The organism is Citrobacter sp. Cpo037, assembly GCF_030332945.1.
In the GTDB taxonomy this organism is placed as follows: Bacteria; Pseudomonadota; Gammaproteobacteria; order Enterobacterales; family Enterobacteriaceae; genus Citrobacter; species Citrobacter portucalensis.
The window spans coordinates 262,046-273,835 of record NZ_JAOWGW010000040.1 but is presented as its reverse complement, the minus strand read 5'-3'; the positions used below and the strand labels follow the sequence as shown (position 1 = coordinate 273,835).

Below are 11,790 nucleotides of genomic sequence, written 5' to 3'. Positions count from 1 at the left end.
GTGCTCCTTAAGGCTGTACATGACGCTGACGCAGATCGGTGGCAATGCGCGACATCATCGGATTATTGAGTTTGCAGATGCGGACAGACAGCGCCAGCAGCAGGTGGAACAGTGCGGGCAGCAGCGTTTCCATCGCGGTAATTCCTTGCAGCGAACTGGAGGTTTGATTACCAGCGCCTGGCTGATAGGCGACAAAAATAAACAGCAGGCTGATGATCCCCGCGCTCGAGGCCCAGGCCAGCTTGATGAAAAACAGGTTGAAGGCGAAATTCATGCCGGAAGAACGCACGCCGGTTTTCCACTCGCCGTAGTCGTCGGCAAAGGCCATCAGCGAGAAGTGCAGTGGCAGCGTGAAGCCCAGAATAATGCCGTTGCCGAGGATCACCGCCAGCCATAATGTTTGATAAGCCGAACCGGTTGGCAGGAACCACATCATCACTGCCAGGGCTGCCAGCACCAGGTTGGTGTAGTAATAGAGTTTGACGGTATCTATACGGCGGGTCAGCGGGCTGACAACCACTGAACCGATGATGGACGCAAAGGTCACCATGGTGAAAAACAGCGACGTGTAAGCTGTACTGCCTTCCAGCACGTAGGTAATGAAATACATGTACCCGCCGCCACGAATATTGAAGACGTTAATCAGCAGGAAAGACATCACCAGCATCAGCAGCAACTGGTCATTTTTGCGTAGCCCACCAATGTGTTCACGCAGGGTAAATTTCCCCATCATCGCCAGCGGCACACGCTCGCGAACCCAGAAGAAGCAGCACAGGAACATCACCACAGCGATGGCGCACAGGATGCCCACGCCGAACTGATAACCCTGCGCGGCATTGCCCTGACCCAGAATATCCACCATCCACGGCAGACCAACGGAGACAAGGAATCCCGCCACGCCGCACAGCACAAAGCGCCAGGACTGACAGGCGATCACCTCGTTATGGCGGGTCGTCATGGTGTTGATCAGCGCACAATACGGTACGTTGATGGCGGTATAGCCGACAGAAAGCAGTAGATAGGTGCCGAATGCCCAGGCGATTTTTACGCTCATGCTGGCGTCAGGGACGGTAAACGTGAGTACGCCAATGATGCCAATGGGAATTGCCACCCACAGCTGCCATGGGCGAAAACGCCCCCAGCGGCTTTGCGTGCGGTCGGCAAGTATGCCCATTATCGGATCGGAAATGGCATCAAATACGCGCAGGGCAATAAACAATGTGCCGACCAGCGCGGGCGTTAACCCGAAGACATCGGTGTAGAAAAATGTCAGGAAGTTCATGATCAGACAGGTAATTACCGTCCCGCCAGCATCGCCTAACCCATAACCTATTTTTTCACGCAGGGATAATTTGTCGTCCTGGGCACGCTGTGCCAAATCAGATGTCGTGATCGGAGCCGAAGTCATAAATAACTCCCGGAGAGGATGTTCAGAAAGTATCCCGCTACGTTGCGGGTTATTTGTTTGTAATTTGCAAAGTACGTTATTTATTCTGCACGAAATGTTTGGGTCAACAAGGGAAGAGAAAAGTATAAAAAGATAACAATTCCGACTTCATTATAAAAATGTGATTTCGATCCGGCGAAAAGCAAGTTTATCGTGAATAATCAATGATAAAGATCGGTTTAAATAATGCAATAAGCGGGAATTTGAATATATATGCTCGAATTATCCATGTCTCTTCCGATTAAAGTGCAAAATGGTGGGCTATTTATTTCCCGAGGCGTGGGAAGCCATCCGGCGCGGCAATTGCAATCCTGGGAAATTATCTTTGTCGAAAAAGGGACATTAACGATTCGCGAAGGCCAGACCGTTTTTTGCGTGAATGCCGGAGAAAGTTTGCTGCTATGGCCGCAGCGTTCGCATATTGGTGTGGGACAGTTTCCGGCTGATTTGAAATTTTACTGGCTACACTTTGAGGTGACAGCAGAAAACGATGCTTCACTTACAGAACCGTTGCTTGCGATTCCTCAGCATGCCCGGGTTAGCGAGCCACAATATATTATTTCGCTGTTTCGCCAGTTCTTACGCGAGCAGGAAAATATTCATCGCAGCATAGCGCTGGAACTGATCCTACTGCTGATTTTGCAGCAAATCTCCGCGGCGGCTAGCGAGCAACCCGCAGATAGCCCCGGTAATGCGCTGGCATGGAAAGCGCAACAAATAATCCACACCCAGTTCCACCTGTCGATTAGTGCTTCAACTCTGGCGAAAGAACTGCATTGCAATGCCGACTATCTGGGGCGTGTATTCCGGAGCGTTTTCCGGCTGACGCTAACTGAAGCGTTGCATCGCCAGCGGGTAAGGGCGGCAGAAAAGCTGTTGATCAGTGACTCGCTGTCGCTTACCGATGTGGCGATTAAATGTGGGTTTAATGATGTGGGTTACTTTCGCAAAATCTTTCGTAAACATACCAGCCTGACGCCTGCGGCGTGGAAACGGCGCTACTGCAAAGAGCATATTAATTCGGCGTAAATGAGGATCGCCGGGTGGCGCTATGCTTACCCGGCCTACAAAATGACAGACCAGTGCAAGCACAGCGCCACCGGACGTTAGTTTTGCCCGTAATACGCATTCACACCGTGTTTACGCAGATAGTGTTTATCCAGCAACTCAGGCTGCATATCCGGCAACTGCGGAGCTAACTGGCGCGAGAAAAGCCCCATGTAGGCGCATTCTTCGAGTACCACTGCGTTATGTACAGCGTCTGCGGCATCTTTACCCCAGGCAAACGGACCGTGTGAATGTACTAACACTACCGGAACCTGCAGCGGATTGAGATCGCGTTGCTCAAAGGTCTGAATGATCACTTCACCGGTTTGATATTCATATTCACCATTGATTTCCTCAACGGTCATCAGCCGGGTACACGGAATTGAACCATAGAAATAATCGGCATGCGTGGTGCCCCATGCCGGGAGATCAAGACCCGCCTGTGACCAGATCGTCGCGTGGCGTGAGTGAGTATGGACGATCCCACCGATCTCAGGGTAGCGACGGTACAGCGCCAGATGGGTTGGCGTGTCAGATGAGGGTTTTTTACTGCCTTCAACCACGTCGCCGCTGGCAATATCCACCACCACCATATCGTCGGCGGTCATCACGTCATATTCCACGCCGGACGGCTTAATCACCATCAGCTTACGCGTTTCATCCACAGCGCTGACGTTACCCCAGGTAAAGGTGACTAAACCATGAGCCGGAAGCGCCAGATTGGCCGCCAGCACATCGGCTTTCAGTTGTTCTAACATGGAAATCCTCCTTCCTGCATACGTGCTTCTATCCAACGTCGTGCCTGGATAATTTCCAGTACCGGCTCTTTTGCTTTTTCAGTCCACATTTCAATCAGAAACGACCCGCGATAGTTCAGCTCATGCAGCGTTTTGAAGATACCAACAAAGTCCACGCACCCTTCGCCAAAAGGCACATCGCGAAACTGGCCCGGATGGGTTTCGGTTACCGGCAGCGTGTCTTTCAGGTGGATAGCGGCGATACGGTCGATGCCCAGCGTCAATTCGGCAGTGACGTCATTACCCCATGCGCTGAGGTTGCCCACGTCCGGATAGACGGTGAACCACGGCGATGACAGCATTTCATCCCACTTTTTCCACTTGCTAATTGAGTTCATAAAAGCGGTATCCATGATTTCTACCGCCAGCATGACCTGCGCGGCGGCGGCTTGCTCGACTGCCCATGCCAGCCCTTCGGCAAAACGCTGCTGCGTACCTTCGTCATGTTCCTCGTAATAGACGTCGTAACCTGCCAGTTGAATAGTGCGGATACCCAAATCGCGCGCGAGACGAATGGCTTTGGTCATGATGTCGCGTGCCCGAATACGGACTGATTCATCGCGGCTGCCAAAGGGAAACCGACGGTGGGCGGACAGGCACATTGAAGGGATTGCCACGCCGGTTTCTAACATTGCGCTCACCAGCGATGCACGCTGAGCAGGACTCCAGTCGAGACGCGACAGACGTTCATCGGTTTCATCCACCGACATCTCGACGAAATCAAAACCGCAGCTTTTCGCCAGCACCAGACGCTCCGGCCAGGAGAGGTCTTTCGCCAGCGCTTTTTCATAGATACCTAACGGATGATTACGCATACTGTGCTCCCCAGATGGCGTCGATTTGCGCATGGAATTCAGCGGCAACCTGCGTTGGGTTTTGCGCCCCAGCCAGCGCGCGTCCGGCGATAAAGGCTTTAACGTTGATATCGCGAAACAGCGGCAGGTCGGCGGGCGTAATCCCGCCGGTAATCGACAACTCCAGACCGATATCGGAAAGCGCTTTCATGCGCGCCAGATCCGCTTCTCCCCATTGTTGTCCGCTGGCCTGAGCATCGCGGCCACGATGGTAAATTGCCTGGCGAACCCCAACGCGATACCAGTCACGGGCATCATCCAGCGTCCAGTTGCCGAACAGTTCCATCTGAATTTCGCCGCCGCAGGACTGCGCGACGCCATGGCCTTTCTCCACCGTCGCCAGTGGGGCAGCGCAGATGATGGTCATCCAGTTAGCGCCAGCGCCAAATGCTTGCTGTGCGAGGGTTTCACCCGCATCGGCCACCTTCCAGTCGGCGACGATGATTTTATTTGGACACTGAGTACGCAGCGCTTTCACGGCAGCCAGGCCTTCGGTTAAGCAGAGAATCGTCCCTGCCTCAACGATATCGACGCTCTCTTGTAGCAGTGCGACATCGTGTTGGGCCGCCTGCAGGTTGGTGTGGTCGAGCGCCAGTTGCAGTAATGGTCGACTCATCATTCGTGCTCCTTAATGCGGGCGTGATAGCCCTGTAGTGCGGTAATTAAATTCTGGTATTGGCGGTATTTACGCTGGTAGCTCGCATGCGCCGTAGCGTCTGGCAGCAGTGTGCGAACCGGGTGCTGTAAGCTGCGCTGCGCGTCGCTGAAATTGTGATAAACGCCGGTGCCTACGCGGGCGGCGAGCGCAGCGCCAAAGCAGCCGGTCTCTTCAATCTGTGGCAATTCGATACGTAAACCGCTGACGTCTGCCAGCATTTGCATCCAGATGTCGGAGTGGGCCGGACCTCCAGTAACGCGCAGGGTATGTGCCTGCGGAAAACGTTCGCGCATGCGGTTCAGGTGGGTCATATGGCTGAAAACCACGCCTTCGTAGATGGCTTGTAATAAGTGGGCACGAGTGTGTATAGCCTGCATGCCATAAAAGCCGCTGGTCATCTCCAGCCCGGCGTTGCTGCCGTACAAAAAGGGCAGAAAGAAAAGCTCGCTACCGGCTTTCGGTAAGCTGGCAACGGCCTGATTAATCTCATCAAAAGAGAGTTCGCCCCACTGGGCGGTAAACCATTCCAGATTGCCGGAAGAGGTTGGGCTGGCTTCGTGAACGATGTACTGCCCGTCATTTACATAGCGACCATAGACATAGGGATGGGGCTCGTGGTCGCGCAGGCCGTGAGCGATCCCGCTGGTGACGGCCCAGGTACCCATCACCGCGTTGAGGGTGCGTTCATCTTCGATACCGGCGCAGAGTGCGGTGGAAACCACATCAAACAGTCCGCCGACGACGGGGGTACCCGCCGCCAGACCGGTGATGGCGGCTGTCTGAGCGGTGATTTCCCCGCATATTTCTGCTGAACCAACGATGGGGGGCAGGGCATTGTCGATTTCACTGATGCCCAGCCACTGGGTCAGCCTCGGGTCGTACTGACCCGTGGTCATGTTGTAGAGGTTCGACTCGGAGATATTGCTCTCTTCGCAGCCTTTGACGCCGGTTAAGCACCAACGCAGGTAGTCATGACCCATCATGACGCTTCCAATTTGCGCGTAGCGCTGAGGGGTGTTCTCTTTCACCCAGCGCAGGAGCGATGCCGGATGCCCGGTCCACAATGTCTGGCGGGTGACCGGGTAGAGCTGCTCAGGGATCCCATCCTGCTGCCAGCGCTGAACGATGTCCATCGCGCGTCGGTCAGAAGAGAGAATGGCATTGCCTAGCGGCTTATCTTGCTTATCGAGAAGGAACAGACCTTTGCCCTGAGCGGATATGCCGACGCCTTTGATTTGCTCACCGCACACGCCTGTACGCTTTAACAGCCCGGCAATGGTCGCGACGCACTGTTGCCACAGTTGGTGCATATCGCGTTCGGCGTAACCTGGTAATGGCGATATTGTCTGCAGCGATTGCCGGTTAATTCCCTGTTCATGACCTTTGGCATCATACAAACCTGCTTTCAGATATGTACCGCCGCAATCAATACCCAGCCAGAAGGTCGCTTTCTCACTCATCTTTGTTATCTCATTTTTGCCGGATGGCGCTGCGCTTATCCGGCCTGGGACGGTTGCTAGCTGTAGGCCCGGTAAGCGAAGCGCCACCGGGCATTGTTTTAAGCTGTACGTTTATGTGGATTCAGCGTCTTTAGCGGCGCGGCGCCGGCATCGCATTTCGCTGGCAGCAGCAGCGCCATCAGCGCGGCCAGAGCCAGTGAAATGGCCAGGCAGTAAACGCCCGCATCTTTGCTGTACAGGGTGATGAGAACGCCGACCGCGTAAGGGCCGCAGAAGCCACCGAGGTTGCCGAGAGCGTTGATGACCCCACGTGCGCCACCTGCCATTTCTGCGCTGAACAAACGCGCCGGAATAGTCCAAAACACGCCCGCAGCCGATTGCAGGAAGAATCCGCAGCCGACCAGCGCGGCATAAGCCAGCCAGACGTTATTTTTCAGCGCCACAGAGAGGAACATGCACAAGGCGAAGCCAATCAGCGGCAGGCAGACGAACAGCTTGCGTTTACCGGTGCGGTCAGAGAGTGAAGAGAACAGGAACATCCCGGCAATTGCGCCGACGTATGGCAGAATGGCGAGCATGCCGACCTGTCCCATGCTGCTGTGCGTCAACTCTTTGAGTATGGTCGGCAGCCACAGGGTGTAACCGTAAATCCCGGTCTGATAGAAGAAGTTCAGCGCGATTAGCTGCCACATGGTTTTATCGGACAGCACTGCACTCAGAGAGGCATTTTTGACTTCGGTTCCGGCAATGGCTTTTTGCTCGGCGGCCAGCGTCTCAACGAGGTAATTTTTCTCGGCCTCAGAGATCCAGCGCGCTTCCTGTGGACGGTCGTAAACGGTATAGGCCCACAGCACCAGGACGACGACAGACAATAAACCTTCAATGATAAACAGCCAACGCCAGTCGAGAACGGTAATGATCCAACCCGAGAGCGGGGCGGTGATGATCCCGGCAATCGGCACAAACATAATCACAATCGCATTGGCGCGACCGCGTTCTGCATCGGGGAACCAGTTACTGATCATCGTCAGCACGACCGGCAGCATGCCGCCTTCGGCAACGCCGAGTAAGAAGCGCAAAACCAGCAGTTGATACTGATTTGTGATTAAGCCCGTCAGAACGGAAATGACCGCCCAGGCAACCAAGGACCAGCCGATAAATTTCTTGCCGCTGCCGTGAACGGCAATTTTTCCGCCTGGAACCTGCAAAAACAGATAGCCGATAAAGAAAATACCGCCGGCCAGACCGGCCATGGTGGCGGAAATACCTAATTCCTCATCCATTCCGCCGGGCATCGCGAATGCGATATTGACGCGGTCCATATAAGAAATAATACAGGCGATGAGAATAGGTGGAATAATCCGTAGCCAGCGCTGACGGGGTATGTCTTGAAGTGTAGGGCGAGAGGTCATGTTCATATTAATATTCTCGTAGAGTAGTATTTTATTTTTATAGTTTTGCTTTATTTAATGCGGCGATACCGTCGCGCAATATCGCTACACGATGGTTCACATCTGCACTGGCATTTATTTCCAGCAATTTAATGCCAGAAAATTGCAATGGCTCAGCTCCTGCGCAGGCGAATAATTCGTGGGCATGCTCTGTGGTCATTAGACCTTCTGGACAGAAAGGGGCAAACGGTGCATGTAAGTCCTGCCACTCGCCGTATTCCCCCGTAAGCGTGGTGCCGGAGAACATCAGTGCGCCCAGTTTCCCAGCCCGTTTGGTCTGCTGCGTGTGGGTCAGCGGTAGAGTGAGGCTCTGCCCTTCAATAGCCGAGCGCGCCCAGTTAATGCACACGCTGATGTCATATCCGGCTATCGCGTCCAGCACGTTGTCTAACGGTAAAAATCCTTTGCGTGGCGCGGGGCCTGTCATGGCATCGCAATGTTCCAACACCAGATCACAGGACCAGTCCCAGCGGGTAATGTCTTTCAGCGAACGAGCAAACGCGTCGGTGGCCTGAGCGACGTTCGGGTTGCCCGCCAGCGGGGCAGCATGCAACTCCAGTGCAATCACTTTTCCGCCGTTGGCCGCATTGATATGGTTGATTTTCTGCTGCAGATGACGGTAATACGCCACGCAGGCTTTACGCTGTTCTTCATCGCTGGAGGCCAGCCCGAAACCACCATTAATACCGCGACGGCGCATGGTTTCCATAATGGCCGTGACCACGATTTGCCAGTCGCCCGGCGTATGGCGTAATAACCATTCGTCGCCTAACGGGTGCAGATGTTCAAGACAGGGCTGCTCCAGTCCGCGAATATCCGGGGTATCGGAGAGTTGTCGCCAGAATTCCTTCTCTTCCTCTTCACTCTTTTGGTGAAATGAGGGTGCACAGGGGTACGCACCGATAATATAACCGGTAGTGTTAGCTTTCATTTTTTGTGCTCCTTTTATAAAACTGAAATAGCAACCTTCACGACTATTTTGCGGATCGGTGTGGCGACAGTTTTATGACATGCTGGACGATGAACATCCTGCGGGAAAAATATGGCGTAACTTCCCGGAATCATTTCAATAAAAGATTCATGTTCGCTGGCGTGATAAAAAATAATATCGCGCTGTTCTAATAGCGATTCACTGATTTGGTTATTCCCGGTATCAATGGCAATCCCGATTTTCTCTTCACCCCAGGCCAGAAACTGAATATCCAGATAGCGGCGATGCACCTCAGGACGATTTTCGGCAACGTCACGCGTGGTTAAATCAATAATTTGCGCGAAGATATTTTTACCGTCGATCTCCACCACGCCCGGCTCCAGTTTGCGAAAATCTGTGGTGCGCAGAAAGTCGAGCGCCCTTTCAATCGCAGCAGGCAAATGGCATGGGTTAGGTTGAGCAATATGTCCGAAGATCATGGTGTTGCTCCTTACAGGGCCTGAATTTTTGCCCAGACGCTGTCGTCAACGGTGATACCGTTCCGGCGATTTTCTTCCAGTAGCTTTGTAAACTCGTGGCCCGGCAGACGGACAGGCGTGTTTTCATCTGCGCGTTCGGCGGTGGTGATGAAATCCATAATCCGCTGTAGCTTGGCATCACGGGTGGCGCCATCAATCAGCTTATCCACTTCAATGGCGATAAATATCTGTGAAACGCCATATTCATCGCTGTTATCCTGGGTGACTTCCGCAACGGAAGAGCCATCAGAAAGCAGAGTGGCAATCATATCCAGCACAATCGACAGACCTGAACCTTTCCAGTAACCCATTGGCAATATGCGACGGTTTTTTTCTATAACGCCCGGCTCTTTGGTGAGATTGCCTTCATCATCAAAGCCACCATCTACCGGCAGTTCGCGACCGGCCAGGCGATTCACTTCCAACATGCCGTAGGAGAACATCGACATCGACATATCAACCATGGTGATTGGCGATGAGGGGATCGCGACGATCAGTGGGTTAGTGCCAATGCGGCACTCTTTCGAACCCCACGGCGGCATGACGGCAATCGAGTTAGTCCAGCAGATACCGATGTAACCTTTCTCCGCCGCCTGCCAGCCATAGCTGCCGCCGCGCATCCAGTGGTTGGCGTTACGCAGTGCGACCAGGCCAATACCGTGATCGGAGGCCAGCTCAATGGCTCTGTCCATCATCTTTTTCGCCGTCAGATTGCCGATCGAACGCTGAGCATCCCATTGTTCAATCGCCCCCAGGCTGGTAATGCGTTGCGGTTTGGCCTCAGGAATGATGTCGCCGTTATCCAATTGCTGAATAAAACGAGGAAAACGATTCACACCGTGCGAATAAACGCCGGACTCGGTAGTGCGCGCAAACATTTCGGCACAGGCATCGGCGGTTTCAACGGCAATACCGCGTGCCAGCAGTACCCGATTGAACGCATCTTTCAACTGCTCAAAAGTGACTTTCATTCCTGTTTCCTTGTTTAAATTTGATCGCTTTTTTATCTCTAAATTTCACTATGCGAAATATGATTTCAAATATAGCGATCAAATTTTGACAGATCAACGGGGTGGTCTATTTTTTAAAATCATCAAAATCAAATAGTTGTGTTTTTTCGGTTCAGATCGTGAACTGAAACACACTTTGCGCTACCATCAGAGCGCGACGAAAAGGGGAGCGGAAGCGATGGGCACAAAAGAGAGTGAAATGACGCAAGACAAAGAGAGGCCAGCCGGAAGTCAGAGCCTGTTCCGTGGTTTGATGTTGATTGAGATTCTGAGTAACTATCCGAATGGGTGCCCATTGGCCCATCTGTCTGAACTGGCCGGGCTGAACAAAAGTACTGTGCATCGACTCCTGCAAGGGCTGCAGTCCTGCGGATATGTCACGCCTGCACCTGCTGCGGGTAGCTATAGGCTGACCACCAAATTTATCGCCGTTGGGCAGAAGGCACTGTCGTCACTGAATATCATCCATGTTGCCGCTCCGCACCTCGAAGCGTTGAATATTGCTACTGGTGAAACAATCAACTTCTCCAGCCGTGAAGATGACCACGCGATTCTGATTTATAAGCTGGAACCGACGACGGGCATGCTGCGTACTCGCGCTTATATCGGTCAACATATGCCACTGTATTGCTCCGCGATGGGTAAAATTTACATGGCGTTTGGGCATGCGGATTACGTGAAATCTTACTGGGAGAGCCATCAGGATCTTATTCAGCCGCTGACCCGCAATACCATTACCGGTTTACCGGCGATGTACGACGAATTGGCGCAGATCCGCGAAAGCAGTATGGCGATGGATCGGGAAGAGAACGAATTGGGCGTTTCCTGTATTGCCGTGCCGGTGTTTGATATTCATGGTCGGGTGCCGTACGCAGTGTCAATTTCACTCTCTACCTCGCGACTTAAGCAGATAGGGGAAAAAAATCTACTCAAGCCGCTACGGGAAACCGCGCAGGCCATTTCAAATGAGCTGGGTTTTACCGTTCGCGATTAGGCACATGCCAGGCGTCGTTCAGGCACCTGACACTATTTAACCGTTTCCCCTGTCCGATCAAAGCGTCAGGGGCGGTCTCTCTGGCACTCTGTGGTTTTCACGCAGAAGGAGGGGGCAATGAACGCGTTTATTATGGCGGATGCGGCAAAATGTATTGGATGTCGTACCTGTGAAGTTGCCTGTGTCGTCGCGCATCAGCAAAACCAGGACTGTGCGTCGGTCTCTTCTTCTGCGTTTATCCCGCGGATTCGGGTAATCAAAGACGACGCCTTTACCACGGCGGTCGCCTGCCATCAATGCGAAGACGCTCCCTGTGCGAATGTTTGTCCAACTCACGCCATTCGTCGTGAACATGGGCATATCTTCGTTGAACAGGCACGTTGTATTGGTTGTAAAAGCTGTATGCTGGCCTGCCCGTTTGGGGCAATGAATGTCGTTGCCCGTTCGTCGCGGGTGCAGGCGATAAAATGCGATTTGTGCTGGCATCGCGAGGCGGGGCCTGCGTGTGTAGAAGCCTGCCCGACCAGCGCGTTGCAGTGTGTTGATGCCGTCAGTATTCAGCGCCAGCGCCTGCGTTCACAGCCGCTGTGAAGTGAGCCCGACCCACACCTGGGTCGGGTTTG

Annotated in this window: 12 protein-coding genes; 3 read left to right on the top strand and 9 right to left on the bottom strand. The window is 53.3% G+C overall.

The annotated features are described in order from the left end of the window. Positions 1-7: 7 nt before the first annotated feature. Complete coding sequence (locus tag OGX94_RS04860; RefSeq protein ID WP_148361329.1) at positions 8-1,408, bottom strand: MFS transporter; 1,401 nt, start codon at positions 1,406-1,408, stop codon at positions 8-10. Positions 1,409-1,660: 252 nt separating this feature from the next. Between OGX94_RS04860 and OGX94_RS04855 the strand changes: the two genes are divergently transcribed. Continuing rightward, on the top strand, positions 1,661-2,476 hold the full coding sequence (locus OGX94_RS04855) for an AraC family transcriptional regulator (protein ID WP_257662186.1): 816 nt from the start codon (positions 1,661-1,663) through the stop codon (positions 2,474-2,476). Positions 2,477-2,553: 77 nt separating this feature from the next. Here OGX94_RS04855 and araD read toward each other — a convergent pair whose 3' ends face one another. The 8 genes from araD to yiaK all read right to left on the bottom strand — a co-directional run bounded on the left by araD (position 2,554) and on the right by yiaK (position 10,134). Beyond that, positions 2,554-3,252: an L-ribulose-5-phosphate 4-epimerase gene (araD, locus tag OGX94_RS04850; RefSeq protein WP_286568812.1), complete on the bottom strand. Its 699-nt coding sequence runs from the start codon at positions 3,250-3,252 to the stop codon at positions 2,554-2,556. After that, entirely contained in the window at positions 3,246-4,106 is an 861-nt protein-coding gene (locus OGX94_RS04845; protein WP_003827352.1) for an L-ribulose-5-phosphate 3-epimerase, read from the bottom strand. Before OGX94_RS04845 ends, araD begins: the two co-directional genes overlap by 7 nt. Beyond that, complete coding sequence (gene ulaD, locus OGX94_RS04840) at positions 4,099-4,761, bottom strand: 3-keto-L-gulonate-6-phosphate decarboxylase UlaD (RefSeq protein WP_126956584.1); 663 nt, start codon at positions 4,759-4,761, stop codon at positions 4,099-4,101. Before ulaD ends, OGX94_RS04845 begins: the two co-directional genes overlap by 8 nt. Further along, positions 4,761-6,263, bottom strand: a complete 1,503-nt coding sequence (locus OGX94_RS04835) for an FGGY-family carbohydrate kinase (RefSeq protein ID WP_257662187.1) — start codon at positions 6,261-6,263, stop codon at positions 4,761-4,763. The genes ulaD and OGX94_RS04835 overlap by 1 nt, the downstream gene beginning before the upstream one ends. Before the next feature lie 98 nt (positions 6,264-6,361). Beyond that, positions 6,362-7,681, bottom strand: coding sequence for an MFS transporter (locus OGX94_RS04830; RefSeq protein ID WP_003827355.1), 1,320 nt, complete (start codon positions 7,679-7,681; stop codon positions 6,362-6,364). Positions 7,682-7,712: 31 nt separating this feature from the next. Further along, positions 7,713-8,645, bottom strand: coding sequence for a DUF4862 family protein (locus OGX94_RS04825; protein WP_164562374.1), 933 nt, complete (start codon positions 8,643-8,645; stop codon positions 7,713-7,715). 14 nt (positions 8,646-8,659) lie between these two features. Then, positions 8,660-9,124, bottom strand: coding sequence for a YhcH/YjgK/YiaL family protein (locus tag OGX94_RS04820; RefSeq protein WP_103014694.1), 465 nt, complete (start codon positions 9,122-9,124; stop codon positions 8,660-8,662). A gap of 11 nt (positions 9,125-9,135) precedes the next feature. After that, complete coding sequence (gene yiaK / locus OGX94_RS04815; protein ID WP_003827358.1) at positions 9,136-10,134, bottom strand: 3-dehydro-L-gulonate 2-dehydrogenase; 999 nt, start codon at positions 10,132-10,134, stop codon at positions 9,136-9,138. A gap of 217 nt (positions 10,135-10,351) precedes the next feature. On the opposite strand from yiaK, the gene yiaJ reads away from it, so the two are divergent. After that, positions 10,352-11,167 (top strand): IclR family transcriptional regulator YiaJ, encoded by an 816-nt coding sequence (gene yiaJ / locus OGX94_RS04810; protein ID WP_003827359.1) that lies wholly within the window; start codon positions 10,352-10,354, stop codon positions 11,165-11,167. A 117-nt stretch (positions 11,168-11,284) separates the two neighbouring features. Beyond that, positions 11,285-11,758 (top strand): 4Fe-4S dicluster domain-containing protein, encoded by a 474-nt coding sequence (locus OGX94_RS04805; RefSeq protein ID WP_008786443.1) that lies wholly within the window; start codon positions 11,285-11,287, stop codon positions 11,756-11,758. Positions 11,759-11,790: the final 32 nt, after the last annotated feature.

Bases quoted from the DNA above. Each gene is read 5' to 3' on its own strand.
- ulaD (WP_126956584.1), bottom strand. From the start codon at position 4,761: ATGAGTCGACCATTACTGCAACTGGCGCTCGACCACACCAACCTGCAG.
- yiaK (WP_003827358.1), bottom strand. From the start codon at position 10,134: ATGAAAGTCACTTTTGAGCAGTTGAAAGATGCGTTCAATCGGGTACTG.
- OGX94_RS04830 (WP_003827355.1), bottom strand. From the start codon at position 7,681: ATGAACATGACCTCTCGCCCTACACTTCAAGACATACCCCGTCAGCGC.
- OGX94_RS04805 (WP_008786443.1), top strand. From the start codon at position 11,285: ATGAACGCGTTTATTATGGCGGATGCGGCAAAATGTATTGGATGTCGT.
- OGX94_RS04835 (WP_257662187.1), bottom strand. From the start codon at position 6,263: ATGAGTGAGAAAGCGACCTTCTGGCTGGGTATTGATTGCGGCGGTACA.
- OGX94_RS04855 (WP_257662186.1), top strand. From the start codon at position 1,661: ATGCTCGAATTATCCATGTCTCTTCCGATTAAAGTGCAAAATGGTGGG.
- OGX94_RS04825 (WP_164562374.1), bottom strand. From the start codon at position 8,645: ATGAAAGCTAACACTACCGGTTATATTATCGGTGCGTACCCCTGTGCA.
- OGX94_RS04820 (WP_103014694.1), bottom strand. From the start codon at position 9,124: ATGATCTTCGGACATATTGCTCAACCTAACCCATGCCATTTGCCTGCT.
- OGX94_RS04860 (WP_148361329.1), bottom strand. From the start codon at position 1,408: ATGACTTCGGCTCCGATCACGACATCTGATTTGGCACAGCGTGCCCAG.
- araD (WP_286568812.1), bottom strand. From the start codon at position 3,252: ATGTTAGAACAACTGAAAGCCGATGTGCTGGCGGCCAATCTGGCGCTT.
- OGX94_RS04845 (WP_003827352.1), bottom strand. From the start codon at position 4,106: ATGCGTAATCATCCGTTAGGTATCTATGAAAAAGCGCTGGCGAAAGAC.
- yiaJ (WP_003827359.1), top strand. From the start codon at position 10,352: ATGGGCACAAAAGAGAGTGAAATGACGCAAGACAAAGAGAGGCCAGCC.